Origin of the sequence: Pseudomonas thermotolerans DSM 14292, assembly GCF_000364625.1 — a bacterium.
GTDB lineage: Bacteria > Pseudomonadota > Gammaproteobacteria > Pseudomonadales > Pseudomonadaceae > Aquipseudomonas > Aquipseudomonas thermotolerans.
The window spans coordinates 52,351-77,557 of record NZ_KB822599.1 but is presented as its reverse complement, the minus strand read 5'-3'; the positions used below and the strand labels follow the sequence as shown (position 1 = coordinate 77,557).

Genomic DNA, 25,207 nt, shown 5'->3' with positions numbered 1-25,207 from the left:
CTCGTCAGTCGCCATCGTTGGCGTTGAAGCCCAGCTGCACGCCCAGCGCTTTGGCCAGGTCGCCTTCCTGCAGGCGGTGGACGCGGTTGAGGCTGTCGTAGAAGTCGCTCAGCTGCTGGCGGCCGGCCTCGCTGGCGAGCAGCTCGGCGAGCGGCGGGCGCAGCGCCTCGAGCTTGCCGCGGGCCTCGGCGTAGGCAGCGTCGATGCGCTGTACCAGCTCCTGTTGGTCACGGCCCAGCAGGGCGCGGATGCCCTGCCGGTCGGCGCCGTGCCAGAGCGCCTCGGCGCTGTTCAGGGCGGCGCCGATGTTGGCCAGTGAGGCCTCGCTGCGCCAGGCCTCGGCCTGCAGCGGCTGGGGAATGCCCTTGCTAAAGCGGCCCAGCGGGGTGCCGAGCTTCTTCTTCAGGGTGTCGATGGCGGTGACCTGGGCGCGCAAGAGCTCGGCGATCGCCTCCTGGGCATCGGCGTAGCGCGGGTTGGGGAACTTGCTGAGCTGCTCGAGCATGCCGTCCTTGGCATTCCAGCTGACGAGGATTTCCTCGGCGAGGCGCTGCTGGTGCTGGCCGATGGCTTCCAGCAGGGGGCAGTAGCGGGCTCGGGTGGCGTCGTCGGCCAGGTCGATGTTGCTGTCGAAGAGGATGTACTCGTAGGCCGAGAGGCCCTGGACCACCACGCTGCTCTTGGCCAGTACCGCGGCGTTGATCTCCGGCTTGCTGTCGAGCAACTGTTCGACCTGGCGGGCCACCAGGTTCTTCTTGTCCGGCCAGAACTGCACCTGCCAGGTGCGGTTGCCTTCCGCCAGCGGGCCGACCATCAGCGGCTGCAGCTCCGCCCAGGCCTTCTGCGCGGCGTAGAAGTCGGCACGCGCCCGTTCCAGGTCGAGCTGGCCGGAGCAGTAGGCCAGGGCGCTCTGCGCCAGCCGGCGGTCGGCTTCGACCCAGCGGCTGTAGGTAGGCAGGATCACCTGCTGGGCCAGGGCGGCGGCGGTTTTCGCCTGCTGGTCCTGGGGCGAGCAGGCGCCGAGGAGCACGGCGGCGAGGCTGGTGAACAGCAGTTTGGGTCGGAACATGGGGGGATTCCTCATAGCGAATTCAGGAAGGCCAGTAGCGCGTCACGCTGTTCGGCGTTGAAACGGAGCACCTGCTGCCTGGCGGCTTCCGCCTCGCCACCGTGCCAGAGGATGGCTTCCAGCAGGTTGCGGGCGCGACCGTCGTGGAGGAACTGGGTATGGCCGCTGACCGTCTCGGTCAGGCCGATGCCCCAGAGCGGTGCGGTGCGCCACTGGCGGCCGCTGGCCAGGAACTCGGGACGGCCGTCGGCCAGGCCCTCGCCCATGTCGTGCAGCAGCAGGTCGGTGTAGGGGCGGATCACCTGGTTGGCCAGCTCCGGCTCGGCGGCCTCGGCGGCTGTGGTGAACTGCGGGGTGTGGCACTGCGCGCAGCCGGCCTGGTGGAACAGTCCCTTGCCGCGCAGCACCTGGGGATCCTCGACGTTGCGCCGCGCCGGCACGCCCAGGTTGCGGGTATAGAACAGCATCAGGCGCATGATGTTGTCGCTGACCTCCGGCTCGCCACCGCTGGGCGCCTCGCGGCAGAGGCTCTGCGCCGCGGTGCACTCGTCGTGGGGCAGCAGGCTGGTGGTCAGGCCCAGGTCGGCGGAGAAGGCGTGGGCATTCTGCTGGTTGAGGCTGGGCTGGCCGGCCTTCCAGCCGAAGCGGCCGAGCACGGTCCGCCCATGGGTGGCGTCCCAGACCCGGTTGGGCTGGCCGGCGACGCCGGTGCCGCTGCGCTTTTGCGCCTCGGCGTTGGCAAGGATGGCTTCCTCGGGGATGGCTTCGAGCAGGCCCAGGCCGATCATCGGCGGGGCGATGCGCGCGGAGAACAGGGTCTGCGGATGCAGGGGGCCGTAGCCCAGGCGGTCGATGCGCAGCACGGGCTTGCGCAGCTCCACTTCGTGGCCGTCGGCGAAGCGCACCCGCTCGCTTCGGTAGTCGACGCGCACCCGGCCTTCCGGGGTGAAGCCGGGGTTGGCCATGTCCTGCAGCTGGGTGCCGTAGACAGGCTCGGGGACCACGCCGAGGCGTTCCAGCAGTCGGCCGTGCTCCTCGGTCGTGGCCGGGATCGACAGGCGCACCAGCATGGACACCGCGTTGCTCGCACCGGGCGCCGGCGGATGGCCGCGGCCGTCGCGCACGTGGCAGTTCTGGCAGGCGTTGGTGTTGAACAGCGGGCCCAGGCCGTCACGGGCGGTAGTGGTGGCGGGGGCGGCCACCCAGGGGTTGCGGAAGAAGCTGTTGCCCGCCGCGAAGTCCACGCGGCGTGCCCCGGAGAGATTGGCCGAGGGCTGGGCGAAGGCGTTCCGGTCGTACTGGCGGACGCTGGCGGTGCCAGCCGACAGCGCCTCGCCGGGTTCGGCACGGTCGAAGCGCGGCGCCTGATCGCAGGCCGCAAGACCCAGGGTCAGCAACAGCGGCGAGAGTCGGCGGAGCTTGGCGTGCATCGCGGGTATCCAGGGATGGGGCCGCAAGCTTAGCAGGCTAACGAGCTTTGAATAAGATCAATTCGCAGCACAGCGGGAGGCAACGGATAGCGCTGCTGCCGCGGCGGAAAAGCAAAAGCCGCCGCGCCCGGGTAAGGCACAGCGGCTTGGGCGGGCACGGCGATCAGAACTGGTGATCGGCGCTGTCCGGCTGCAGGTCGGTGATGCCCAGCGCGCTGGCGGCCTGCTCGATCGCGCGGGTCTGCTTGACCAGAGCGGCGATGGCGTCGCGAATCAACTGCTGGCCGGCTTCGTTCTCCGGGGCGATCAACTGGTCGAAGTGCTGGCCGTTGTTGGCCGCGTCGACCAAGGCCTGGAGCCTCTGCTCGGTGGCGGCGAGGTCGGCCTTGAGGGTCTCGTCGACCTGCGGGTCGGCCTTGGCGACCAGCGCGGAGAGGCTCGGACCGCTGATGGTGCTGCCGTCGACGCGCTGGTACTCGCCGAGGTAGACGTTGCGGATGCCCTTGCCGTTGTAGAAGTGCGAGTTGTGGGTGTTGTCACTGAAGCAGTCGTGCTCGTCCTCGGTGGAGTTGGCCTCCAGGGCGACCTTCATGCGCTCGCCGGCCAGCTCGCCGAGGGACAGGCTGCCCATGCCGAACAGCATCTTGCGCAGGCCGCTTTCCGCCGGCTCGGCTTCCAGCTTGGCGCGGTAGTTGTCGGCGACGCCCGGCTGCCACTGGCCGACCATCCACTCCAGATCCTTGACCAGCAGGTCGGTGACCGCTTTCAGGTAGGTGCGGCGGCGCTCGTTGTGGCCGCCGGTGGCGCCCTCGCCGACTAGGTAGTCGGTGTAAGGGCGTTCGCCAGCGCCGGCCTCGGTGCCGTGCAGGTCCTGGCCCCAGAGCAGGAACTCGATGGCGTGGTAGCCGGTGGCCACGTTGGCCTCGGAGCCGCCCAGCTCGTTCAGCTCGGCGAGCTTCTCGCCGGTCAGCTCGCTGACGTCGATCCTGTCCTCGCCCACCTGGATCTCGGTGTTGGCGATGATGTTGGCCTTGGCCGCCGGGTTGCCCTGGGCCTCGGCGGTGCCTTCGGCGACGTAGTCGATCAGGCCCTCGTCCAGCGGCCAGGCGTTGAGTTGGCCTTCCCAGTCGTCCACCACGGGGTTGCCGAAGCGGAACACCTCACTTTGCATGTACGGCACCCGGGCGGCCAGCCAGGCGTCCTTGGCGGCCTGGTGGGTTTCCGCGCTGGGGTTGGCGAGGAAGGCGTCGATGGCGGCCTGCAGGGCCTTGCCGGTGCTGGCGGCGTCGCTGAACACCGCGAAGGCCAGGTCGGCATAGTGGCTGACCACCGCCTTGGCGGCGGCCTCGTCGACTTTGCCGCTGGCGGCTTCGGCCGGGGCGCTGGCGGCCGCCGGGGTGGCCGGCGCAGCGGCCTGCTGGGCCGGAGCCTGGTCATCGCCGCAGCCGGCGAGGGAAATGGCGATTGCCAGCAAGCTGGCGGAAGCCAGGGGCATACGTGTCATGGCGTAATCCTTTGCATCTGGTGAGTGGCTGCGCAGGGCGCATCTAAAACCGCGACATAATGCGAAAGATTTGCATTTTGTGTAAAGGCCCGATGATGTCGCCTTGTCGTGATCGACGTCCTCGGAGCCGGCCGGGCTTCCCGCTAGAATGCCGTCGTCCTCTTTCGTTCCCTGTCCCGGAGAAAACGCATGAGCCTGACCGCCGTCGTGCTGCTCGTCGCCCTCGTTCTGCTGGCCGCCTACGCGGTGTCGCTATACAACGGCCTGGTGCGCCTCAAGCACGGGGTGAGCAAGGCCTGGGCGAACATCGACGTGCTGCTCAGGCAGCGCCACGAGGAGCTGCCCAAGCTGGTGGAGACCTGCAAGCAGTACATGCGCTATGAGCAGGCCACCCTGGAGAAGGTGATCGCCGCCCGCTCCGCGGTGGCCAGCGCCCGCGAGCAGCATGACCTCGGCGCCCTGGGCAAGGCGGAGAGCGGCTTGCGCGCCGGTCTTGGTCAGCTGTTCGCCCTCGCCGAGAACTATCCGGAGTTGAAGGCCAACGACGGCTTCCGACACCTGCAGCAGCGCATCAGCGGCCTGGAGAGCGGTATCGCCGACCGCCGCGAGCTGTACAACGAGGCGGTCAATCTCAACAACGTGCGCATCGAGCAGTTCCCCGACGTGCTGCTGGCCCGGCTGTTCGGTTTCCAGCCCGCCGAGTTGCTGGTGTTCAGCGAGGCGGAGAAGGCCGACCTGGACCTCAAGAGCCTGTTCGACTGAGTATGCAGGATCTCGCCGGACAGGCCGTTTCTCTGGCCTTCAGCGTCGGCGCCTGCCTCGGCGGCGCCTGGTGGACCCTGCGCCACTGGTCGCGGGCGCGCCACCTGCAGGACACCCCCACCTCGAAGATCCGTTCCGCGGCGCAGGGCTACGTGGAGCTGTACGGCGTGCTCAAGGCGCTGCCCGAGGCGCAGGTCCAGGCACCGCTGAGCGGCAAGCCCTGCCTGTGGTGGCGCTACCGCATCGAGGAGCTCCGCTCCACGCAGAGCGGTCGCAAGCACTGGCGGCTGCTGGAAAGCGGCAGCAGCGAGGCCTGGTTGCGGCTCGACGATGGCACCGGCGAATGCCTGATCGACCCGCGCGGCGCCGAGGTACGGCCCATGGTGCGGGAGCGCTGGCAGGGCAGCCAGCGCCATCCGCGCGGCCCGGCGGCCAGAGGCCTGCTCGCCTGGCTGTCGGCCGGCAAGCGCTACCGCTACGTCGAGGAGCGCCTGCACGCCGGTCAGCCGCTGTATGCCATCGGTGAGTTCCGTACCCTGGGTGGCGCCCACCAGGGCTTCGATGCGGTCGCCGCGCAGAAGGCGTTGATCCGTGAATGGAAGGAGGATTTTTCCGCCCTGCTGGCGCGCTTCGACCGCGACGGCGACGGCCGGCTGAGCGAGTCGGAGTGGGCCCAGGTACGCCTGGCCGCGCAGCTGGAGGCCGAGCAGCGGTACCGCGAGGCCTGCGCCCGGCCGGCGCTGAACCTCATGGCCAAGCCCGGCGAATCACGTCCCTTCATCCTCGCCAACGCCGGCGAGGACGAGATCATTCGCGGCATCTATTGGCAGGCCGCCGCCGGCGTGGTGCTGTGCTTCGGCGGCGCGCTGGCCACCGCCTGGCTGCTCGGCATCCGCCACTTCTAGGCGGCGCTACCCGGCGATTCAGAGCGCGGCCGGCTTGGAGGCGGCCGGGGCGAGGCTCAGGCGCTGGGCGTGCTTGAGGAGCTGGGTCAGCTCTCGGGCCGGCAGCGGCTTGCTGTACAGGTACCCCTGACCCTCGTTGCAGCCCTGGGCGATGATGTAGGCCTCCTGCTCGGCGGTTTCCACGCCCTCGGCGATCACCTGCATGCCGAGGCTCTTGCCGAGCTGGATGATGGCGCGAACGATGGTGGCGTCGTCCTCGTCTTCCAGAAGGTCCTGGACGAAGCTCTTGTCGATCTTGATCTTGTCCAGCGGCAGGCTCTTCAGGTAGCTCAGCGAGGAGTAGCCGGTCCCGAAGTCGTCGATGGCGATCAGCGCGCCGGTGCGCCGCAGGCTGAGCAGGTGCTGGGCGGCGGTGCTGATGTCGTCCATCAGGCCGGTCTCGGTGACCTCCAGCTCCAGGCAGCCGTGCGGCAGGCGGTAGATCTGCATGAGGTTGTGTACCACCCGCGGCAGCTCGGCGTGGTGCAGCTGCACGGTGGACAGGTTGATGGCCATGCGCAGGTCGCTGAAGCCCAGATCGTGCCATTCGCGCAGCTGCCTGCAGGCCTGGTCGAGGATCCACTCGCCGATCGGGATGATGCTGCCGTTCTGCTCGGCCAGTGGGATGAACAGGTCCGGGGCGACGAAGCCGTGCACCGGGTGTTGCCAGCGCAGCAGGGCCTCGACGCCGACCACCCGGTGGTCGCGGTAGTCCACCTGGGGCTGGTAGACCAGGTGCAACTGGTTCTGCGCCAGGGCCTCGCGCAGGTCCTTCTCCAGCTCGCGGCGCCGGCGCATCTCGCTGTCCACGCTGGCGATGTAGAACTGGTAGCGGTTGCGCGAGCGACTCTTGGCCAGGGTCATGGTCTGCTCGGCCTTCTGCAGCAGCTTCTCGGTGCTGTCACCGTCCTCGGGGAACAGGGTAATGCCGATGGTGGCGCGCAGACGTACTTCCTGCTGGTCGAGCCGGAAGGGCGCCTCGAGGTCGTCGAGCACGCTCTGCGCCAACTCGGCGGCTTCGTAGGGCTGCTCGATGTCGGCCTGGACCAGGGCGAACTGGTCGCCGCCGAGGCGCGCTAGGGCTCCGAGCCGGCCGCTGTGGCTGCGCAGACGGTCGGAGAGGGCGAGCAGCAGTTGGTCGCCGGTCTGGTAGCTGAACTGCTCGTTGATGCCCTTGAAGTCGTCGAGGCCGACGCACAGCACCGCCACACGGCGTTGCAGGCGGCCGGCGTCGGCGAGGATCTGGTCGAGCTGCTGCTGCAGCTGCTGGCGGTTCGGCAGTCCGGTGAGGAAGTCGTACTGGGACATGCGCAGCAGGCTGTTCTCCGCCTCGCGGCGCAGCTGGGTGTTGCGCTCGATGGAGGCGAGCAGTTGGTTGGCGGTGTTGATCCACAGGCCCAGCTCGTTGTTCTCGTGGCCGCGCAGCATTGGCAGCTTGTGTTCGCTGGGGCGGTCCGGGTTGATGCTGGAGAGGTGCTCGATGATCTTCGACAGCGGGCGGGTCAGCAGCCAGTGGTAGACGAGGTAGAGCACCAAGGCCATGGCCAGGGCGCGCAGCACCCCGGAGATGAAGATGATCACCGAGCTGGCGACGAAGTCCTGGCCGTACGGGGCGGTGTCCAGGGTGATGGTCAGGTCGCCGTAGTACTCGCTGTAGGGGGCGCGGCCGATCAGCGGGGTGGTGAAGGTACGCTCCTTGCCGAGGATCGGATCGGTCAGCCAGCGGGTTGGCAGGGCGGACAGCTTGCGGCTCTTCTCCGCCAGCATGGGCTCGTTGGGGTGGCCGATGGCCGCGTGGCGGATCGCCTCGTTCTGGAACAGGCCCTCGATGACCTGCATGCCCATCTCGCGGTCCAGGCTGTACACCGCCTGGGTCGAGGGGTCGCGGAACATGTCGAGGATTCGCTGGGCGTCGGTGGCGATGGCGCTGCGGGTCTTGTAGGCGTCGAAAGTGATCTGTCCGCAGCTGAGCACCACCCCGACGATCAGCGCCGACAGCAGCACCACGCGCAGCAGCTTGAGTGACAGGCTGTGTCCGGATTCCAGCTTCAAGTGCCTATTTCCTTGTTCCGTGCCGGCAGCGAGGCGCAACCGCATGAGTATTGGCAAACGGCAGCGTGCAGTCAAAGGGCCATTACGGCTGCGCCTGACGGAATGCGGCGGCAATGTCCTTAAATTGTCTGCTGCTATGTGTCGGTGCCAGTGACCAGGTCTTGAGACGCCTGTCCGACAATTATCTCCTATCGGGCATTTGCAAGGGGCGTGCCGCACCCCTGACTTTAGTGGCTGTCCGACGAACTGTCTTGCTGGCGCGGAGCGGCCGACGGCCTTTTCGCGGGCAAAGAAAAAGGATCATCGCACCTTCCGGGGAAGGCGGCTTTGATCTTGAGGAAGAAACAGGCCGGGTCGCGGAAACCGTAGGCCATGCGCTTGATGACCTCGATGCGGTCGTTGACGCCCTCGAGGACCCGGTGTCGAGGGGGAAGATGGCCGAGGCGAGGATGCCGCCATCGATCGCCATCCGATACCACGGCCGCCAGCGCCGCGCGCCTTCCTGAACGGAGGGGCAACCAGATGTCCTTGGCGCTTCTGAGCAGATGGACGATGGCCAGAGGGGCATGGGTCGCCAGCAACTCCTCGAGCCTGACCGCCTGCGGTGATCGACCATCTGCGCTGTGGCTCGCTGGAGTCGGCCAGCGGCCGTGCCTCGGTGATGTCGTCCCCCGGCGACCGGGGCCGGCAGGTCATGTCCGGTCGGATGAACCCCCCAAGGGTGGCTCCGTGGCTGCGAGCAGCGTCTCGACCCGCTCCACGGCGGCCTGCGCGCAGGTCCTGTCGAGTTCCTCGGAGGCGCCCGAGACGCCGATGGCGCCGATGACCTGGCCGGCATGCCGGAAGGGCTTGCCGCCCCCGAACAGCGCCAGCCCCGGCTGCAGCGGCAGCCCCTGACGCACGGCTGCCGAGCAGCGCTCCAGGCGTTGCGTCCAGGCCGAGGTGGGAAGGCCGAAGCCCACGGCGGTGCGCGCTTTGTTCAGGGCGATCTCCTGCGAGGGCAGGGGCGCACCGTCCATGTGCGCGGTATGGATCGGTCGGCCGGCGGCATCGACCACCACTATGCTGATGCGTACGCCCTGGCGTTCGGCTTCATCCACGGCGGCCTGCAGGGCGTGCATGGCCAGACGCAGGCTGATGGAGACTTGCTGACGAAGAAGGGGATGCATGCTGGGGCTCCGTCATGATGTCGGTGAATGGGAGTGCGGCTTGCCGGTAGGCGGGCCGGACATAAAAAAGGCCCGAGGTAGGGCTGAAACGAGTAACGAGGAAAGGGCCGCTCCGGGCCTCAGACGCTGCCGAGGCCCAGGCACATGTATTTCTGTTCGATGTAGTCGTCGATGCCGTACTTGGAGCCCTCGCGGCCCAGGCCGGATTGCTTGATACCGCCGAAGGGCGCCAGCTCGGTGGAGATCAGCCCTTCGTTGAGGCCCACCATGCCGTATTCCAGCGCCTCGCTGACCCGCCATGCGCGGGCCAGGTCGCGGGTGTAGACATAGGCGGCCAGACCGAACTCGCTGTCGTTGGCCATGGCGATGGCCTCGGCTTCGCTGCTGAAGCGGAACACCGGAGCCAGGGGGCCGAAGGTCTCCTCGCGGGCCACCCGCATCTGCGGGGTCACCTCGCCGAGCACGGTGGGTTCGAAGAAATTGCCGCCCAGAGCATGGGGTTTGCCTCCGCTCAGCAGTTTGGCCCCCTTGTCCAGGGCATCGGCGATATGGGCTTCCACCTTGGCCACCGCCCGGGCATTGATGAGCGGCCCCTGCTGGGCCTCCTCGTCCTCAGCCGGGGCGACCTTGAGGGCCTGCACCGCGGCGACCAGGCGCTGGGTGAAAGCCTCGTAGATGCCGTCCTGGACCAGCAGGCGGTTGGTGCACACGCAGGTCTGCCCGCTGTTGCGGAACTTGGAGGCCAGGGCGCCCTGCACTGCGGCATCCAGGTCGGCGTCCGCGAAGACGATGAAGGGGGCGTTGCCGCCCAGCTCCAGGCTGACCTTCTTGACGGTCTCGGCGCACTGCGCCATGAGCAGCTTGCCGACCGCGGTGGAGCCGGTGAAGGACAGCTTGCGCACCTCCGGGTTGCGGGTCAGCTCTCCGCCGATGGCCTGGGCATCGGTACCGGTGACGACGTTCAGCACCCCGGCCGGCAGGCCGGCGCGCTCGCCCAGCGCGGCCAGGGCTAGGGCCGACAGCGGGGTTTCCGGAGCCGGCTTGAGCACCACGCTGCAGCCGGCGGCCAGGGCCGGGCCCACCTTGCGGGTGATCATGGCATTGGGGAAGTTCCAGGGGGTGATGGCGGCCACCACGCCGATGGGCTGCTTGAGCACCACCAGGCGGCGGCTCTGCCGGTCGGTGGGAATGAGGTCGCCATAGATCCGCTTGGCCTCCTCGGCGAACCATTCGATGAAGCTGGCGCCATAGGCGATCTCGCCGCGGCTCTCCGCCAGGGGCTTGCCCTGTTCCCAGCTGAGCAGGCGAGCCAGATCCTCGCGGTTGGCCATGATCAGTTCGTACCAGCGGCGCAGGATGGCGCTGCGCTCCTTGGCGGTCATGGCGCTCCAGGCGGGCAGGGCGGCCCTGGCGGCGGCGATGGCCCGTGCGGTCTCTGCCCGGCCGAGGTCGGCCACCCGGGCGATGGGCTCGCCGTTGGCCGGGTTGCTGACGACGAAGCGCGCGCCGTCGTCGGCCTCCAGCCACTGGCCGTCGATATAGGCCTGCTCGTGCAGCAGGGACGGATCGCTGAGTTGCATGGCGTTCTCTTTTGGTCGATGGATCAGTAGACGCTGCCGCCGCTGGCCGGGGCTTCCTGGGCATTGCCCTTGAAGGCCGCCGCCAGGCTCTGCAGGCCGCGCATCAGGATGGTGGTGTCGACGCCCACGGCGACGAAGCGGGCACCGAGCTCCAGGTAGCGGCGGGCCAGCTGCTGGTCGGCGCTGAGAATGCCGGCGGCCTTGCCGGCCTTGCCGATGCGCACTATGGCGTCCTCGATGGCGGCCTGCACCTCGGGATGCCCGGGGTTGCCGCGGTGGCCCATGGCCGCGCTGAGGTCGGCCGGACCGATGAACACGCCGTCGACGCCGTCCACCGCGAGTATCTCGTCCAGGTTGGCCAGACCGGTGAGGTTCTCGATCTGCACCAGCAGGCACATCTGTTCGTCGGCCTTGTCCAGGTAGCCGGGGATGCTGTTCCAGCGCGAGGCGCGGGCCAGGGCGCTGCCCACCCCGCGGATGCCCTGTGGTGGATAGCGCATGGCGCGGGCCAGCTCGCGGGCCTGGGCGGCACTTTCCACCATGGGCACCAGCAGGGTCTGCGCGCCGATGTCGAGCAGTTGCTTGATCAGCGCGGTGTCGCCGATTACCGGGCGGATCACCGCCTGGCTGGGGTAGGGGGCGATGGCCTGCAGCTGGCCGAGCATGCCGCGCAGGTCGTTGGGGGCGTGCTCGCCGTCGATCAGCAGCCAGTCGAAGCCGGCGTTGGCGGCCAGCTCGGCGCAGTAGGGATCGGCCAGGCCGAGCCACAGGCCGATCAGCGGCTCGCCGGCTTGCAGGCGCTGTTTGAAGGTGTTGATGGGCATGTCCATGGTGGGCTCCTGCGCGGTGCGGCGGACTCCGGGCCGGGAATCCGCCGCGCGGGACTCAGACGAAGCGGCAGGCGATGCAGCCGAGCTGGTCGTAGTCGACGTGGAAGGTGTCGCCGGGGCGGGCGGCCACCGGGCGGGTGAAGGAGCCGCCGAGGATGATCTGCCCGGCTTCCAGGGTGACGTCGTAGGGGGCCAGCTTGTTGGCCAGCCAGGCGACGCCCTTGGCCGGGTGATTGAGCACCGCGGCGGAGACGCCGGACTCCTCGATCACGCCGTTGCGGTAGAGCACCGCGGCGACGCGGCGCAGGTCGATGTCGGTGGGACGTACCGCGCGCCCGCCCATGACCACGCCGGCGTTGGCGGCGTTGTCGGAGATGGTGTCGAACACCTTGCGGGTAACCTGGGTGTCCGGGTCGATCTGCTGGATGCGCGCGTCGATGATCTCCAGGGCCGGGATCACCCATTCGGTGGCCTCGAGCACGTCGAACAGGGTCACGTTGGGGCCCTTCAGCGGCTTGCCGAGGATGAAGGCCAGCTCCACCTCGACGCGCGGCACGATGAAGCGCTGGAAGGGGATGTCGCTGCCTTCCTCGAAGAACATGTCGTCCAGCAGGGCGCCGTAGTCCGGCTCGGTGATGTTCGAGGAGACCTGCATGGCGCGCGAGGTCAGGCCGATCTTGTGGCCGACCAGCTTGCGCCCGTCGCGGATCTTCTGGGCTACCCAGGCGCGCTGGATGGCATAGGCGTCGTCGATGTCGATTTCCGGGTAGTCCAGGGAGAACTGGCGGATCTGCTGGCGGGTGCGTTCGGCGACGTCCAGACGCGCCGCGGCCTGTTGGATGATGGATGCGTCGAGCATGTTCAGGGTGCCTTGTTGAAAAGCGGGTGCAGGGAACTGTGCTTGGCGTCGTAGACCTGACCGGGGCTTTCGTCGATCTGCAGGGTGACGCCCACCGGGCGCTGCGCGAGCAGGGCGTCGAGGTGCTCGCGCAGAACCTTCAGCAGGCTGTCGCCGACCTGTTTGTGCACCAGCTGGCTACGCCCAGCCCCCATGCGCAGGTTGGCATAGAGGAAGCCGTAGTCGCCCTTGCCGTCGGCCACCGCGCAGTGCGCCGCCGGGTAGGCCAGCACGCGGGTGCCGCCGGTGGGGAATGCCGCCCTGCCGTTCTCGTCGCGCTGTTCCAGCATGCAGTCCGCCAGTGCCCGGCACAGGCGGCTGATGTCCACATCCCGCTCGACGTCGGGGGTATAGAGCAAAACCAGATGGGGCATGGTCGGTGCTTCCTCAGAGACGGCTGCCGGCGACGGCGGAAGCCTGGGCGGGCGGGAGTACGCTGCAGTCAGCCTGAGGGGTGACCGGGAACAGGGCATTGATCTGGCCGGTGCCGGAGGCGCCGAAGTAGGGGGTGATCACCTCCACCTTGGCGTCGTAGTTGCTCCAGCCCAGGGCGCCCAGCAGCATGGCGGTGTCGTGCATGAAGCCTTCGCCGTGGCCCTTGACCGCGTATTCCGGGAGCATGGCGCAGAAGTCCTGCCATTCGCCGTTCTGCCACATCTCGATCACCTGCCGGTCGAGGCGCTCGAGGAAGGGGCTCCAGATTTTGGTGGCGAATTCCGGGGCCTGGCCGTTCTGGGCGAAGCGGTGGGACAGGGAACCGCTGGCGAGGAAGGCCACGGTGCCGTCGTAGTGCTCTTCCACTGCCTTGCGCATGGCCCAGCCGAGCCGCACGCTGTCGTTCAGGTAGTGGGAGGTACACAGCGCCGAGACCGAGATCACCTTGAAGTGCTGGTCCTGGTTCATGTAGCGCATCGGCACCAGGGTGCCGTATTCCGGGGCCAGGGAAGTGGCGTCATGGGCCAGGGTTTCCACGCCCAGCTCGGTGGCGGCGGCGGCCAGCAGCTTGCCCAGCGCGGGGTTGCCGGGGAACTCGAACGCCATGTTGCTGATGAAGTGCGGCAGTTCGTTGCTGGTGTACAGGCCCTTGAAGTGCGGCGCGCAGTTGACGTGGTAGCCGGCGTTGACCAGCCAGTGGGTGTCGAACACCACGATGGTGTCCACGCCCAGTTCGCGGCAGCGGCGGCCGATCTCGATGTGGCCGTCGATGGCTTCCTGGCGGAAACCCTGGCGCGGGCCAGGTAGCTCGCTCAGGTACATGGACGGGACGTGAGTGATTTTGGCAGCCAGTGCGAGTTTGCCCATGGTGATTCTCCGTTCAAGGCCGCGGCGGGCCTGGGTGATCTTGTGATTGTCTGCGCACGCCCGGCGATTCCCGGCTTTGGCCCCTTCCGCGGCGCGAAAGGGGCCTTATCGGTTACAGCCCCCAGCGCGGGATGTGGTGGCTGCCCATGGAGATGCAGACGTTCTTCACTTCGGTGAAGACCTCGAAGCTGTAGTGGCCGCCTTCGCGTCCGGTGCCCGAGCTCTTCATGCCGCCGAACGGCTGACGCAGGTCGCGAACGTTCTGGCTGTTGATGAACACCATGCCGGCCTCGATGCCGCGGGCCAGACGGTGTGCCTTGCCGATGTCCTGGGTCCAGATGTAGGAGGCCAGACCGTATTCGGTGTCGTTGGCCAGGCGCAAGGCTTCCGCCTCGTCCTTGAATTTCATCAGGCAGACCACCGGGCCGAAGATCTCTTCCTGGGCGATGCGCATGCGGTTGTCCACGTTGGCGAACACCGTGGGCTGGATGAACTGGCCCTTGGACAGGTGCTCGGGCAGACCGGCCGGACGCTCCAGGCCGCCGGCCAGCAGCTCGGCGCCTTCCTCGATGCCCAGCTTGATGTAGCCGGTGACCTTGTCGTAGTGGGCCTTGGTGATCATCGAGCCGACCTGGGTCTTGGGATCGGTGGGGTCGCCGACGATCAGGCGCTTGGCGCGGGCGGCGAACTCGGCGACGAACTGGTCGTAGACGCTCTCCTGGATGAAGATGCGGCTGCCGGCGGTGCAGCGTTCACCGTTCAGGGAGAAGATGGTGAACAGCGCGGCGTCCAGGGCGCGGCCCAGGTCGGCGTCGTCGAAGATCAGCACCGGGCTCTTGCCGCCCAGCTCCATGGAGTACTTCTTCAGGCCGCCGGCCTGCATGATCTTGCGCCCGGTGACGGTGCCGCCGGTGAAGGAGATGGCGCGCACGTCGGGATGGCGGACCAGCGCATCGCCGGCGGTGGCGCCGTAGCCCTGCACCACGTTGAGCACGCCGGCCGGGATGCCGGCTTCCATGGCCAGGCGGCCCAGCTCGTTGGCGGTCAGCGGCGACAGCTCGCTCATCTTCAGCACCGCGGTGTTGCCCAGGGCCAGGCAGGGCGCGGTCTTCCAGGTGGCGGTCATGAACGGCACGTTCCACGGCGAGACCAGGGCGCAGACCCCCACCGGCTGGTACAGGGTGTAGTTGAGCATCTGGTCGTCCACCGGGTAGGTGTGGCCGTCCATGCGGGTGCAGACCTCGGCGAAGAATTCGAAGTTGTGCGAGGCGCGGGGGATCAGCACGTTGCGGGTCTGATGGATCGGCAGGCCGGTGTCCAGGGTTTCCAGCTCGGCCAGCTTGGGCACGTTCTGGTCGATCAGCTCACCCAGCTTGCGCATCAGGCGGGCGCGCTCCTTGGCCGGGGTGTTGGCCCATTTCGGGAAGGCTTCCTTGGCCGCGGCCACGGCCATGGCGATTTCCTTCTCGCCACCGCTGGCCACCTCGCCGATGGCTTCGCCGGTGGCCGGGTTGTAGTTGGTGAAGGTTTCCTGGCTTTCGACTTCCTGGCCGTTGATCCAGTGCTTGATCATGGTTTGTCTCTCTTGTCTCGATTAGCTGCGCGCGGCAAAGAATTCGGATTCGCTGACGATGCGGTTGACCAGCCGGCCAACCCCTTCCACCTCGACCACCACCTCATCACCGGGGCGCACGTCGGCCAGGCCCTGGGGCGTGCCGGTGGCGATCATGTCGCCCGGCTGCAGGGTCATGAAGCTGGACAGGTATTCGATCAGGTAGGGGATGTCGAAGATCATGTCGGCGGTGCTGCCTTCCTGTTTCAGCTCGCCGTTGACCCAGGTGCGCAGGGTCAGCTTCGAGGGATCCGCCACGTCGGCGGCGTCCACGATCCAGGGGCCGACCGGGGTGGTGCAGTCGCGGTTCTTCACCCGCAGGTTGGGCCGGTAGTAGTTCTCCAGGAAGTCGCGGATGGCGTAGTCGTTGCAGACGGTGTAGCCGGCCAGGTAGTCCATGGCCTCCTCGCGCTTGACGTTGCGCGCCGGCTTGCCGATCACCGCCACCAGCTCGCACTCGTAGTGCATGTAGTCGACGTTGTCCGGGCGCCAGCTGACCTGGTTGTGGCCGGTGTAGGTGCCCGGCGACTTGATGAACACCAGCGGCTCGGTGGGCGCCTTGAAGGCCAGCTCGGCGGCGTGGTCGGCGTAGTTGAGGCCGAGGGCGAACATGCTGCCGGTGGCCGGCGGCAGCCACTCGACTTCCTGTTCGCCGAGCAGCCGGCCATCGGCCAGGCGTACGGCATTGTCGGCTTCCACGGTGACCGCGTGGATTTGGTTCTGGTAGCGGATGCGTGCGTGTTTCATCGGTGGTTCCTCACTCCGCCACGATGCGGTTGGTCAGGCGGCCCAGGCCGTCGATCTCGACGACCACCTCGTCGCCAGGCTGAACGTCGACACGCCCTTCCGGGGTGCCAGTGATCAGCACGTCGCCGGCGTGCAGGGTCATGAACTCGCTGATTTCGGCGATCAGCCGGGGAATGCTGCGCACCAGGTTGCGGGTGCTGTTCGCCTGGCGGAGCTCGCCGTTGACCAGCAGGCGGATGTCCAGGGCGTGCGGGTCGGCCAGCTCGACCACCTCGCTGCCCAGGGCGCAGAAGCCGTCGCGGCACTTGGCCTTGACCGCCGGGCGGTAGTAGCTGTCCTCCGGCAGGCTGAATTCGTTGACGATCAGGTAGCCAGCCACGTGGGCCAGGGCTTCATCCTCGGTGATCCGGCTGGCGCTCCTGCCGATCACCACGCCGAGCGCCGGGCCCGGCTGCAGACGCTCGCCGGCCGGCATGGTCACCGGCTGGCCGTCGGCGTTGCGAGTATTGGGCGTCTTGATGAACAGCACCGGCTTGACCGGCGGCTTCACGTAGGGCGGCTGGTGGAACTCGGCCAGACGGCTTTCCAGCAGTCCTTGGTAGTTCAGGGCGACACCGAACAGAGTGCCGGTGGCGATTTCGCTAGTAGGGCGACGCATGCTTGGCTCCTGGAGCGAACTGGGTGGACCCAGCGGATGGCGACGGTTGCCCTGGGGCACGCGAGGCGCCGGGCAAAATTATCGTTAACATGGAAACATTTTTGGTTAATATGTTAACTATTGTCAAGCACGCTACCTGTGGCTGCCGCACCCGGTCGTTCAGCGGCTGTCGGTCGGCCGTCCGGGGTTCTCCCGGGCCCGGCCGCGGCCTCTGTCGGGCCGCCCCGGAGGATCGCCAGGTTTGCGTCTGCCCGGCGGATGTTGCTTAATTTTTCCGCCCGTCATCCATGCCAACCAGGAGACCTTGCTCGCACATGCCTTCTGCCCGCCCCTCTCTGACCCTCACTCTGCTGCAAGCGCGCGAAGCGGCTATGGCGTTCTTCCGGCCCTCGCTCAATCAGCATGGGTTGACCGAGCAGCAGTGGCGGATCATCCGTATCCTTCGCCAGTGCGGAGAGATGGAGATTCATCAGCTGGCCAGCCAGGCTTGCATCCTCAAGCCGAGCATGACCGGCGTGCTGTCGCGCATGGAGCGTGACGGCGTGGTGCGGCGCTGGCGCTCGCCGCAGGACCAGCGGCGCGTCTACGTCGGGCTGACCGAGCGAGGGCAGCAGTGCTTCGTGTCGATGAGCGAGGATATGGAGCGCAACTACCAGCGCATCCTCGAGCAGTTCGGCGCCGAGAAGCTGGATCAACTGCTGGCCCTGCTCGACGATCTGAAGCAGATCAAACCCTGAACGGCTGGCGCCCGGGCGTCCGGCCGGCAGCCAGGCCGAGACGCCGTGCGGCGGCGCAGCGTTCCGGAGGGCGGTTCATGCCAGGCCCGCAACCCATCCCCAACATCAACATCGGCCAGGTCTACGACCAGCGCTACGCCGACTCGGACGTGCACTACGAGTCGCTGGGCAAGCTGGCCGAGTTCTTCGGCCGCAACATGCCGGTGCATCGCCACGACCGTTTCTTCCAGGTGCACTACGTGAAGAGCGGCACGGTGCGCGTCTACCTGGACGACCAGAGCTACCTGCAGCAGGGGCCGATGTTCTTCCTGACGCCGCCCACGGTGCCGCACGCCTTCGTCACCGAGGCGGGCAGTGACGGCCATGTGCTGACCGTGCGCCAGCAGCTGGTCTGGCCGCTCTTGGAAGGGCCGTTCGGCCTGGCCCAGGGGCCGCGCATCGCGCCGCTGTGCGTGGCGCTGGGGGCGCTGGGGGAGGAGTACCGCGGCGAGGTGGCGCGGCTGGACCTGCTGTTCGACGAGCTGAGTCGCGAGTTCGCCGCCGCCTGGGCGGGGCGCGAGCCGGCGCTGGCCAGCCTGACCCGGCTGATCTTCATCAGCCTGTTGCGCCTCTCCGCGCGCTCCCTGGCGGCGCAGCCGGCGCGCCGCGAGGACATTCACATCTTCCAGCGCTTCAACATGGAGATCGAGGCGCACTACCTCGAGCACTGGCCGCTCGGCGAATACGCCAAGCGCCTGGGGGTCACCGAGGCGCGCCTCAACGAGGTCTGCCGACGCATCGCCGACATGCCGTCCAAGCGCCTGGTGTTCGCCCGCCTGATGCAGGAGGCCAAGCGCCTGCTGCTGTTCGGCGGCGGCTCGGTGAACGAGATCTGCTACCGGCTGGGCTTCAAGGATCCGGCCTACTTCAGTCGCTTCTTCTCCCGGCATGCCGGCATGACGCCGGGGGAATACCGCCAGCGTCATGCCGAACGCGGAGACTAGCGCCGATCAGAACAGCGGCAGGGTGTAGCCGAGGATGATGCGGTTCTCGTCCACGTCGGTGGTCAGGCCGTCGCCGGAGCGGAAGGTGGCGTTGCGCAGTCGCACGTTGAAGCCCTTCAGCATGCCGCTCTGGAACACGTAGACCAGGTCGGTGTCGCGTTCCCACTCACGACCGTTCTCCACGCTGGCGGTGTTGATGTCCTTGGCGCTGACGTAGCGGGTCATGAAGCTCAGGCCGGGGATTCCCAGGCTGGCGAAGTCGTAGTCGTAGCGGACCTGCCAGGCATCGGTCTCGGCCTTGGTGAACACGTTGAAGGTCACCAGGTTGATCGAATAGGGATCGAGGCCCGGGTAGGCGAAGTCGCCGTCGCCGGACAGCCGCTGGTAGCCGAGGCCGAACTTGTGGGCACCCACGCCGAGGGTCAGCATGCCGTTGAAGAAGCGGTTGTCGATCCGTCCGTCGTCGACCCGATTGGGGTTGCGGAAGCGCTGGTCGCCGTGTTCGCCAGTGTCGAAGAAGCGCAGGTCGGTCTTCAGCGTCACGCCTTCGCCGAGGGTCGCGTTGTGCACCAGGCCGACGAAGTGCTGGCGGTAGATGTCCTCCATCTCGGCGTAGTAGTAGCTGAGGCTCAGGTTGGGGGTGAGCGCGTAGCTACCGCCGGCCAGGTCGAGGTGGGCGCTGGCCACGCCGCCGTAGTTCATCTCGTCGTTGCTCGACGAGTCACGCAGGTTGATCTTGTCCAGGCGGCCGAGGTTCAGGGTCAGGCCGTCGATTTCCTGGGAGGTCAGCAGGCCGCCGGAATAGGTGGAGGACAGCAGGCGCACGTCGTTGTAGGCGGCTACCGGCAGCTGCGGTTGCAGGGTGCCGACCTTGAGCACGCTCTTCGAGACGCGCAGCTTGGCGGTCAGGCCCAGCTCGCTGTAGTCGTCCTCCGGCTCCAGGCTGTCCGCGCCGAACGGCAGCAGGCCGGTGTTGCGGCGGTCGCGGCTGGAGTCCAGCTTGAGGCCGACCTGGCCGATGGCGTCCAGACCGACGCCGACGGTGCCTTCGGTGAAGCCGGATTCGAAGCGCAGCGTGAAGCCCTGGGCCCACTCTTCGGCCTTCGCCTGCGGAGCGCCGTGCTGGCGAAAGTCCCGGCTCAGGTACATGTTGCGGGCCTCGAGGCTGGCCTTGGAGTCGCCAATCAGGTCGGCCAGCGCGGAGCTGCTGAAGGTGCTGGCGATGCAGAGTGGTCCGGCGAGTGCCAGGGCGGTGCGTGAGGATTTGGTCATTGTTCTTGTTTCCTGGTGTGTTGGTTGGTCTCCCCGCGCGGGGGAGCCAATTATCTAGACACAACATTAACTTGTTAACAATATCCTGGCGAAAGCGACGGTCGGCCTCTCCCCGCCTTGGGCTCGGCATGTGGTTTTTGTTGTCTGATAAGTCTTTGTATTTAAAAGAGTTTTTTGGGGCGTGCTGGACGGCCTGTCAGGAGGCATACCTTGGTGGCGGTTGACAGTGCTTGCGAAAAAGTTAATTTGTTAATATTTTGATGCAACTACAACAACAACGCGGAGCCCCTCCCATGAATACGCTTCGAATCCCTGCCCTGTGCCTGGCCCTGGCCGGCGCGGTGCTCCAGTCGGCGGCGGCGCATGCCGAAACCGTTACCCTCAAGGTCGCGCACTTCTTGCCTTCCACGTCCAACGCCCAGGTCAACGTCATCGAGCCTTGGTGCGAGCAGCTTCGCCAGGAATCGGGCGACCGTCTCAAGTGCCAGCTCTATCCCTCGATGCAGCTGGGCGGCACCCCGGCCAAGCTGGCCGACATGGTGCGCAACGGAGTGGCCGACATCGTCTGGACTGGGCCGTCCTATTCCCCCGGCAAGTTCCCGCGCGTCGAGGCCCTGGAGCTGCCCTTCGTCCTGCCCTACGGCGGCGCGGCCGGCAACGCCATCGTCTGGGACTACTACGAGCGTTACGCCCATGACGACTTCAAGGGCTACAAGGTGCTGGTGGTGCACGGCGACGGTGGCATGGTCCCGCACACCCGCGGTACCCCGGTGCGCACCCTGGAGGATCTGAAGGGTCTCAAGCTGCGCGCCTCAAGCCGCGCCGCGGCGAGCATCATCGAGAGCCTGGGCGCCACCCCGGTGAGCATGCCGCCGGCGCAGATGACCGAGGCGATCTCCAAGGGCGTGGTGGATGGCGCGCTGGCCACCTGGGAAGTGGTGCCAGGTACCAAGCTGGACGAAGTCACCCGCTACCACAGCGTTCCGCCTGCCGGGCAGCCGGCCTTCGGCTACACCGTGCTGGCCATGCTGATGAACCAGCGCAAGTTCGACAGTCTGCCCAAGGATCTCCAGGAAATCATCGAGCGCAACAGCGGCAAGGCGCTTTCGGAACGCTTCGCGGCGTCCTGGGACAAGGTCATGGACAGTGCCAGCAAGGCCACTCCGGAAGGCGGCCTGGTGCCGATCGAGGCAGCCGAGTACGCACGGATGCGCGCGGCCACTGCCGGCGTGGTGGAGCAGTGGATCAAGGAGGCCAATCAGAAGGGGCTTGATGGCCAGGCTCTGATCGACGGCGTGCGCGCCCTGGCCGGCACGGAGCTCTAATCGATCATGAAGGAGTCCCTGGATTTCGGCCTCGTCGCCGGAACCGACCACGGCATCCTGCGCCGCGCTCTGCACCAAGTGGTGCAGAGCTTCGCGCTGGCCGGCGGCCTGGTGGTCATCGCTCTGATTGGCATGTCGGTGGTATCCCTGGTGGGGCGCAAGCTGTTTTCCACGCCGATCCGTGGCGACATGGAACTGATGGAGGTGGGCGCGGCGGTGGCCGTGGCCGCCTTCCTGCCGCTCTGCGAGTTGCGCGGCATGCACATCAAGGTGGACGTGTTGACCGCCTGGCTGCCGGTGCGAGCCCGCCGGTCGCTGGATGGCCTGGGGCATCTGCTGTGCGCCCTGGCGGCCTGGGTGCTGGCCTGGCGCACCTGGCTGCAGATGCACGACAGCCGCGAGTACGGCGACGTCACCACCCTGCTGTCGTTCCCGCTGTGGGTTCCGCTGCTGCTGATCGTGCCCAGTCTGCTGCTGCTGGGGATCTGCGGCCTGGTGCGCGCCTACGATGCATTCCGTTTCCAGGGAGGTGAAGCATGAGTGGTCTGGCCCTGGGCTCGATCGCGCTGGGTCTGACCATGGCCCTGCTGATTCTCCGCGTGCACGTCGGTATCACCATGCTGGTGGGCGGCGCGGCCTGTTTCTGGGCAGCCAACGACGGTGATCTGTCGAGTCTGCTGTTCACCCTCAACGATCTGGTCTATTCGCGGTTCTCCAACTACGACCTGGCGGTGATTCCGCTGTTCGTGCTGATGGGCCAGTTCGCCACCCACGGCGGCCTGTCGCGGGCCATCTTCCGCTGCGCCTCGGCCTTCATCGGCCACTGGAAGGGCGGCATGGGCCTCTCCGCGATCGGCGCCTGCGCCGGCTTCGGGGCGATCTGCGGCTCCTCCCTGGCCACCGCGGCGACCATGAGCCACGTGGCCCTGCCGGAACTGCGCCGGCACAACTATTCCGGGCGGCTGGCCACCGCCACGGTGGCGGCTGGCGGCACCCTGGGCATCCTGATCCCGCCGTCGGTACCGCTGATCATCTATGCGGTGCTGACCCAGGAGTCCATCGCCAAGCTGTTCATCGCTGCGGTCATGCCCGGGGTGATCGCCATCGTCGGCTACATGCTGGTGCTGCGCATCATGGTCGCCCGCGACGAGAGCCAGGCCACGGTGTCGCCCAAGGCCAGCCTGGCCGAGCGTGGCAAGGCGCTGCTCGGGGTATCGCCGATGATCGGCGTGTTCCTGGTGGTGATCGTCGGTATCTACGGCGGCTGGGCCAACCCCACCGAGGCGGCCTCCATCGGCGCGGCGGCCTGCGGCCTCCTCGCCGTGGCCCAGGGCGGCCTGCGCTGGCAGGGGATCCGCACCTGCCTGCTGGGCACCGCGGAAACCTCGGCGATGATCTTCCTGGTGCTGATCGGCGCCGACCTGCTCAACTCCGGCCTGGCCCTGACCCAGATGCCCGGCGAGCTGGCCGACTGGGTGATCAACAGCGGTCTGTCGCCGATGCTAGTGCTGATCCTGATCCTCGGCCTGTACCTGCTGCTCGGCTGCGTGATGGATTCCCTGGCGATGATCCTGCTGACCATCCCGATCTTCTATCCGATGATCATGGGCCTGGACTACTTCGGCCTGAGCGCCACCGACAAGTCCATCTGGTTCGGCATCCTCGCCCTGATGGTGGTGGAGATCGGCCTGATCCATCCGCCCCTGGGGATGAACCTGTTCATCGTCCAGCGTGCCGCTGGCGACGTGCCCTATGGCGAGACCGCGCGGGGGATAGTCCCCTTCCTCTGCTCGGACCTGCTGCGCATCGCGCTACTGGTAGCCTTCCCGCCACTGACCCTGTGGCTGCTGTCCTTCTGATCCACGCCCGGTGAGCCGTCTTCCCGACGGCTCACTGCCTTTAGGGGTATCGCTTTCATGTCCGTCGTCGAACGTCCCCAGCGACTGATCCTGCTGCTTGCCGCCCTGGTGGCCTTCGGGCCGCTGTCCATCGACATGTACCTGCCGAGCCTGCCGCTGATCGCCCGCGAGCTGGGCGCCAGCGAGCCCCAGGTGCAGATGACCATCGGCGTGTTCCTGTCCGGGCTGTGCCTGGGCATGCTCTTCTATGGCCCCCTCTCGGACCGCTTCGGCCGGCGCCGCCTGCTGCTCGGCGGCATCGCCCTGTACATCCTCGCCAGCCTGGGCTGCGCGTTGGCCGACAGCGCCGCCCAACTGCTGCTCTGGCGCCTGCTCCAGGCCCTGGGCGGGGCGGCCGCCTCGGTGCTGGCGCGGACCATCGTCCGTGACCTCTTCCCGCTCAACGATGCCGCCCGGGTGCTCTCGCTGATGCACCTGGTGACCATGTTCGCCGCTCTGGTGGCGCCGCTGCTCGGTGGCTACCTGATGCAGTTCGCCGGCTGGCGCGCGCAGTTCGTACTGCTGCTGGGCTTCGCCGGGCTCTGCCTGCTGCTGGTGGCCTGGAAGATCCCCGAGACCCTCCCGGCCAGCGCCCGCGGTGCCTCTCTCAAGCAGGCCTTCCTGGCTTACGGGATGATGGCCCGGCAGCCCCTGGCCCTGGGCTATATCCTGTGCATGGGCCTGGGCTTCGCCGGGATGTTTGCCTTCATCACCGCCTCGCCTTTCGTCTACATCGAGTATTTCGGGGTCAGCTCCCTGGGCTACGGCCTGCTGTTCGCCCTCAATATCAGCGGGATCATGCTCATCACCCTGCTCAACTCGCGGCTGGTCGGCCGCCTCGGCGCGCCGCGCCTGCTGGTCTGGGGCTCCAGCCTGGCGGCGCTGTCCGGGCTGCTCCTGCTGCTGGCCGGGGTGACTGGCTGGGGCGGTCTGCCCCTGATAGTGGCGGCGGTGGTGGGCTTCGTCGGGGTCACCGGGATGCTCGGCGCCAACTGCCTAGCCTGCCTGCTCGCCGCCTATCCCCGGCAAGCCGGCGCCGCGGCCGGGCTGGCGGTGGCCTGCCAGTTCGGCCTGGGCACCCTGTGCAGCGCCCTGGTGGGCACCCTCTACGACGGCAGCCCGCTGCCCATGTGCTTGGTGATGGCCGGCGTCGGCCTGGGCTGCCGCCTGGTCCTGGGCCTGACCAGGCGGCCGGCCTGAGAGCAGGCGGCTTTCATCAGCCCGCCGTGCGGGCGAAGCCGCGGCGAGCCGCCCAGGCGCAATAGACCAGCAGCAGCGCCCCGCTGGCCGCCAACACCGGCGGCGCGCCCAGGCTGGCGGCGAGCAGCCCGGCGAGCAGCCCGCCGATGGCGTCGAAGCCGAAGCGCAACGAGGTGTACATGGCCACTACGCGGCCGCGCAGGGTTTCCGGCGCCGAGCTCTGCAGGATGATGTTGGTGCCCACGTTGTTGACGGTGATGCTGAAGCCCAGCACGGTCATGGCCAGTAGCGACAGGGGCAGGTTGCTGCTCAGGGCGAAGACCGGCATGGCCAGGCCGCAGGCCGTGGCGGAGCCGAGGATCAGACGGGGCAGGGCGGCGGGCGAGCGGTAGTTGGCCAGCAGCAGGGTGGACAGCAGCGAGCCCAGCCCGGCCGCGCCCCACAGCCAACCCAGGGTGGTGGCGTCGCCGGCGAAGATGTCCTTGGCGAACACCGGCAGCAGCACCACGTAGTTGGAGGCGCTCAGGTTGACCATCACCACCCCCAGCATCAGGCCGCGGATCCGCGGTTCGCCCAGGGCATAGGCCAGGCCCTCGCCGAACACGTTGCGCAGCGAACCGCTGGCCCGGGGCGCCGCGCGCAGGCGCATCAGCAGCAGGCCTGTGACCAGCCCCAGGTAGGAGAGGCCGTTCAGGGCGAAGCACAGCGCCTCGCTGACCATCCCGAGGAGCAGCCCGGCCAGCGGCGGACCGATGAACCGCGACAGGGTGAACAGCATGGCGTTCAAGGCCAGGGCGTTGGGCAGGTCCTGCCGGTCGTCCACCAGCTGGCTGAGCAGCGACTGGCGCAGCGGTGTGTCCACGGCGTTGAGCACGCCGAGCAGGGCGGCCATGGCGACGATCGGCAGCGGGCCGATCAGCTCGCAGGCGGTAAGCAGGGCGAGCAGCAGGGCCTGCACGCCGAGCAGCGCCTCCACGCCGATCAGCAGGCGCCGCTTGTCGTGGCGGTCGATCCAGGCGCCGGCGATAGGCCCCAGCAGCAGCTGCGGCAGCAGCGCCACGCAGGTAGTGATGCCGAGTAGAGCGGCGGAGCCGGTGAGGCGGTAGACCAGCCAGGCCAGGGCCACCTGCTGGATCCAGGTGCCCAGGGTGGAAATGGCATGGCCGAGGAAGTACAGGCGGAAATTGCGGTGGCGCAGGGCGCGCAAGGCGTCGGGCCAGGTACTCATGGGGCTA

23 protein-coding genes and 1 pseudogene are annotated in these 25,207 nt (G+C 67.7%); 8 read left to right on the top strand and 16 right to left on the bottom strand.

The window, feature by feature from the left end; genetic code table 11:
- Positions 1 to 4: 4 nt before the first annotated feature.
- From H165_RS0100360 to H165_RS0100350, 3 genes are all read right to left on the bottom strand, one after another.
- Positions 5 to 1,069 carry an imelysin family protein gene (locus tag H165_RS0100360; protein WP_017936902.1) on the bottom strand — a complete coding sequence of 355 codons (1,065 nt, stop codon included), beginning with the start codon at positions 1,067 to 1,069 and terminating at the stop codon, positions 5 to 7.
- A gap of 11 nt (positions 1,070 to 1,080) precedes the next feature.
- Positions 1,081 to 2,499, bottom strand: a complete 1,419-nt coding sequence (locus H165_RS0100355) for a di-heme oxidoreductase family protein (RefSeq protein ID WP_017936901.1) — start codon at positions 2,497 to 2,499, stop codon at positions 1,081 to 1,083.
- Positions 2,500 to 2,662: 163 nt separating this feature from the next.
- Entirely contained in the window at positions 2,663 to 4,003 is a 1,341-nt protein-coding gene (locus H165_RS0100350; RefSeq protein ID WP_026146244.1) for an imelysin family protein, read from the bottom strand.
- 189 nt (positions 4,004 to 4,192) lie between these two features.
- On the opposite strand from H165_RS0100350, the gene H165_RS0100345 reads away from it, so the two are divergent.
- Together H165_RS0100345 and H165_RS0100340 are read left to right on the top strand one after the other, a co-directional pair.
- Positions 4,193 to 4,765, top strand: a complete 573-nt coding sequence (locus H165_RS0100345) for a LemA family protein (protein ID WP_017936899.1) — start codon at positions 4,193 to 4,195, stop codon at positions 4,763 to 4,765.
- A 2-nt stretch (positions 4,766 to 4,767) separates the two neighbouring features.
- Positions 4,768 to 5,670, top strand: coding sequence for a GIDE domain-containing protein (locus tag H165_RS0100340; protein WP_017936898.1), 903 nt, complete (start codon positions 4,768 to 4,770; stop codon positions 5,668 to 5,670).
- Positions 5,671 to 5,688: 18 nt separating this feature from the next.
- Here H165_RS0100340 and H165_RS0100335 read toward each other — a convergent pair whose 3' ends face one another.
- The 11 genes and pseudogenes from H165_RS0100335 to H165_RS0100290 all read right to left on the bottom strand — a co-directional run bounded on the left by H165_RS0100335 (position 5,689) and on the right by H165_RS0100290 (position 16,557).
- A complete protein-coding gene (locus tag H165_RS0100335; protein WP_017936897.1) occupies positions 5,689 to 7,761 on the bottom strand; it encodes a putative bifunctional diguanylate cyclase/phosphodiesterase in 2,073 nt (690 codons plus the stop codon).
- A gap of 308 nt (positions 7,762 to 8,069) precedes the next feature.
- Positions 8,070 to 8,215: pseudogene (locus H165_RS19855) on the bottom strand (transposase); the annotation flags it as partial.
- A 238-nt stretch (positions 8,216 to 8,453) separates the two neighbouring features.
- The gene (locus H165_RS18140) at positions 8,454 to 8,930 is read right to left on the bottom strand and encodes a GlcG/HbpS family heme-binding protein (RefSeq protein ID WP_017936896.1); all 477 of its coding nucleotides are present in this window, start codon (positions 8,928 to 8,930) and stop codon (positions 8,454 to 8,456) included.
- A 119-nt stretch (positions 8,931 to 9,049) separates the two neighbouring features.
- Positions 9,050 to 10,510 carry an NAD-dependent succinate-semialdehyde dehydrogenase gene (locus H165_RS0100325; RefSeq protein ID WP_017936895.1) on the bottom strand — a complete coding sequence of 487 codons (1,461 nt, stop codon included), beginning with the start codon at positions 10,508 to 10,510 and terminating at the stop codon, positions 9,050 to 9,052.
- Positions 10,511 to 10,533: 23 nt separating this feature from the next.
- Positions 10,534 to 11,340, bottom strand: coding sequence for a 4-hydroxy-2-oxoheptanedioate aldolase (gene hpaI / locus H165_RS0100320; protein WP_017936894.1), 807 nt, complete (start codon positions 11,338 to 11,340; stop codon positions 10,534 to 10,536).
- Between the two features lie 55 nt (positions 11,341 to 11,395).
- Positions 11,396 to 12,199 (bottom strand): 2-oxo-hept-4-ene-1,7-dioate hydratase, encoded by an 804-nt coding sequence (gene hpaH / locus H165_RS0100315; RefSeq protein WP_017936893.1) that lies wholly within the window; start codon positions 12,197 to 12,199, stop codon positions 11,396 to 11,398.
- Positions 12,200 to 12,201: 2 nt separating this feature from the next.
- Positions 12,202 to 12,612, bottom strand: coding sequence for a 5-carboxymethyl-2-hydroxymuconate Delta-isomerase (locus H165_RS0100310; RefSeq protein ID WP_017936892.1), 411 nt, complete (start codon positions 12,610 to 12,612; stop codon positions 12,202 to 12,204).
- Positions 12,613 to 12,625: 13 nt separating this feature from the next.
- Positions 12,626 to 13,540: a 3,4-dihydroxyphenylacetate 2,3-dioxygenase gene (hpaD, locus tag H165_RS0100305; protein WP_017936891.1), complete on the bottom strand. Its 915-nt coding sequence runs from the start codon at positions 13,538 to 13,540 to the stop codon at positions 12,626 to 12,628.
- A 112-nt stretch (positions 13,541 to 13,652) separates the two neighbouring features.
- Positions 13,653 to 15,113: a 5-carboxymethyl-2-hydroxymuconate semialdehyde dehydrogenase gene (gene hpaE, locus H165_RS0100300; protein WP_017936890.1), complete on the bottom strand. Its 1,461-nt coding sequence runs from the start codon at positions 15,111 to 15,113 to the stop codon at positions 13,653 to 13,655.
- Positions 15,114 to 15,134: 21 nt separating this feature from the next.
- The gene (locus H165_RS0100295) at positions 15,135 to 15,899 is read right to left on the bottom strand and encodes a fumarylacetoacetate hydrolase family protein (protein WP_017936889.1); all 765 of its coding nucleotides are present in this window, start codon (positions 15,897 to 15,899) and stop codon (positions 15,135 to 15,137) included.
- Between the two features lie 10 nt (positions 15,900 to 15,909).
- On the bottom strand, positions 15,910 to 16,557 hold the full coding sequence (locus H165_RS0100290) for a fumarylacetoacetate hydrolase family protein (protein WP_017936888.1): 648 nt from the start codon (positions 16,555 to 16,557) through the stop codon (positions 15,910 to 15,912).
- A gap of 314 nt (positions 16,558 to 16,871) precedes the next feature.
- On the opposite strand from H165_RS0100290, the gene hpaR reads away from it, so the two are divergent.
- Entirely contained in the window at positions 16,872 to 17,294 is a 423-nt protein-coding gene (gene hpaR / locus H165_RS0100285) for a homoprotocatechuate degradation operon regulator HpaR (protein ID WP_026146243.1), read from the top strand.
- 77 nt (positions 17,295 to 17,371) lie between these two features.
- The gene (gene hpaA / locus H165_RS0100280; RefSeq protein WP_017936886.1) at positions 17,372 to 18,277 is read left to right on the top strand and encodes a 4-hydroxyphenylacetate catabolism regulatory protein HpaA; all 906 of its coding nucleotides are present in this window, start codon (positions 17,372 to 17,374) and stop codon (positions 18,275 to 18,277) included.
- A gap of 6 nt (positions 18,278 to 18,283) precedes the next feature.
- Here hpaA and H165_RS0100275 read toward each other — a convergent pair whose 3' ends face one another.
- Entirely contained in the window at positions 18,284 to 19,549 is a 1,266-nt protein-coding gene (locus H165_RS0100275) for an OprD family porin (RefSeq protein WP_017936885.1), read from the bottom strand.
- 293 nt (positions 19,550 to 19,842) lie between these two features.
- On the opposite strand from H165_RS0100275, the gene H165_RS0100270 reads away from it, so the two are divergent.
- Genes H165_RS0100270 through H165_RS0100255 form a run of 4 tightly spaced genes read left to right on the top strand, consistent with a single transcriptional unit; the run spans position 19,843 to position 23,972 of the window.
- Positions 19,843 to 20,874: a TRAP transporter substrate-binding protein gene (locus tag H165_RS0100270; RefSeq protein ID WP_017936884.1), complete on the top strand. Its 1,032-nt coding sequence runs from the start codon at positions 19,843 to 19,845 to the stop codon at positions 20,872 to 20,874.
- Between the two features lie 6 nt (positions 20,875 to 20,880).
- The gene (locus tag H165_RS0100265) at positions 20,881 to 21,414 is read left to right on the top strand and encodes a TRAP transporter small permease (RefSeq protein ID WP_017936883.1); all 534 of its coding nucleotides are present in this window, start codon (positions 20,881 to 20,883) and stop codon (positions 21,412 to 21,414) included.
- On the top strand, positions 21,411 to 22,733 hold the full coding sequence (locus H165_RS0100260) for a TRAP transporter large permease (RefSeq protein ID WP_017936882.1): 1,323 nt from the start codon (positions 21,411 to 21,413) through the stop codon (positions 22,731 to 22,733). The genes H165_RS0100265 and H165_RS0100260 overlap by 4 nt, the downstream gene beginning before the upstream one ends.
- Before the next feature lie 57 nt (positions 22,734 to 22,790).
- Entirely contained in the window at positions 22,791 to 23,972 is a 1,182-nt protein-coding gene (locus H165_RS0100255; protein WP_017936881.1) for a Bcr/CflA family multidrug efflux MFS transporter, read from the top strand.
- Between the two features lie 16 nt (positions 23,973 to 23,988).
- Here H165_RS0100255 and H165_RS18135 read toward each other — a convergent pair whose 3' ends face one another.
- Positions 23,989 to 25,200 carry an MFS transporter gene (locus tag H165_RS18135; protein WP_017936880.1) on the bottom strand — a complete coding sequence of 404 codons (1,212 nt, stop codon included), beginning with the start codon at positions 25,198 to 25,200 and terminating at the stop codon, positions 23,989 to 23,991.
- Positions 25,201 to 25,207 lie beyond the last annotated feature (7 nt).

Coding starts and splice junctions, on each gene's coding strand:
- H165_RS0100360 (WP_017936902.1), bottom strand. CDS start 1,069: ATGTTCCGACCCAAACTGCTGTTCACCAGCCTCGCCGCCGTGCTCCTC.
- H165_RS0100355 (WP_017936901.1), bottom strand. CDS start 2,499: ATGCACGCCAAGCTCCGCCGACTCTCGCCGCTGTTGCTGACCCTGGGT.
- H165_RS0100350 (WP_026146244.1), bottom strand. CDS start 4,003: ATGACACGTATGCCCCTGGCTTCCGCCAGCTTGCTGGCAATCGCCATT.
- H165_RS0100345 (WP_017936899.1), top strand. CDS start 4,193: ATGAGCCTGACCGCCGTCGTGCTGCTCGTCGCCCTCGTTCTGCTGGCC.
- H165_RS0100340 (WP_017936898.1), top strand. CDS start 4,768: ATGCAGGATCTCGCCGGACAGGCCGTTTCTCTGGCCTTCAGCGTCGGC.
- H165_RS18140 (WP_017936896.1), bottom strand. CDS start 8,930: ATGCATCCCCTTCTTCGTCAGCAAGTCTCCATCAGCCTGCGTCTGGCC.
- H165_RS0100325 (WP_017936895.1), bottom strand. CDS start 10,510: ATGCAACTCAGCGATCCGTCCCTGCTGCACGAGCAGGCCTATATCGAC.
- hpaI (WP_017936894.1), bottom strand. CDS start 11,340: ATGGACATGCCCATCAACACCTTCAAACAGCGCCTGCAAGCCGGCGAG.
- hpaH (WP_017936893.1), bottom strand. CDS start 12,199: ATGCTCGACGCATCCATCATCCAACAGGCCGCGGCGCGTCTGGACGTC.
- H165_RS0100310 (WP_017936892.1), bottom strand. CDS start 12,612: ATGCCCCATCTGGTTTTGCTCTATACCCCCGACGTCGAGCGGGATGTG.
- hpaD (WP_017936891.1), bottom strand. CDS start 13,540: ATGGGCAAACTCGCACTGGCTGCCAAAATCACTCACGTCCCGTCCATG.
- hpaE (WP_017936890.1), bottom strand. CDS start 15,113: ATGATCAAGCACTGGATCAACGGCCAGGAAGTCGAAAGCCAGGAAACC.
- H165_RS0100295 (WP_017936889.1), bottom strand. CDS start 15,899: ATGAAACACGCACGCATCCGCTACCAGAACCAAATCCACGCGGTCACC.
- H165_RS0100290 (WP_017936888.1), bottom strand. CDS start 16,557: ATGCGTCGCCCTACTAGCGAAATCGCCACCGGCACTCTGTTCGGTGTC.
- hpaR (WP_026146243.1), top strand. CDS start 16,872: ATGCCTTCTGCCCGCCCCTCTCTGACCCTCACTCTGCTGCAAGCGCGC.
- hpaA (WP_017936886.1), top strand. CDS start 17,372: ATGCCAGGCCCGCAACCCATCCCCAACATCAACATCGGCCAGGTCTAC.
- H165_RS0100275 (WP_017936885.1), bottom strand. CDS start 19,549: ATGACCAAATCCTCACGCACCGCCCTGGCACTCGCCGGACCACTCTGC.
- H165_RS0100270 (WP_017936884.1), top strand. CDS start 19,843: ATGAATACGCTTCGAATCCCTGCCCTGTGCCTGGCCCTGGCCGGCGCG.
- H165_RS0100265 (WP_017936883.1), top strand. CDS start 20,881: ATGAAGGAGTCCCTGGATTTCGGCCTCGTCGCCGGAACCGACCACGGC.
- H165_RS0100260 (WP_017936882.1), top strand. CDS start 21,411: ATGAGTGGTCTGGCCCTGGGCTCGATCGCGCTGGGTCTGACCATGGCC.
- H165_RS0100255 (WP_017936881.1), top strand. CDS start 22,791: ATGTCCGTCGTCGAACGTCCCCAGCGACTGATCCTGCTGCTTGCCGCC.
- H165_RS18135 (WP_017936880.1), bottom strand. CDS start 25,200: ATGAGTACCTGGCCCGACGCCTTGCGCGCCCTGCGCCACCGCAATTTC.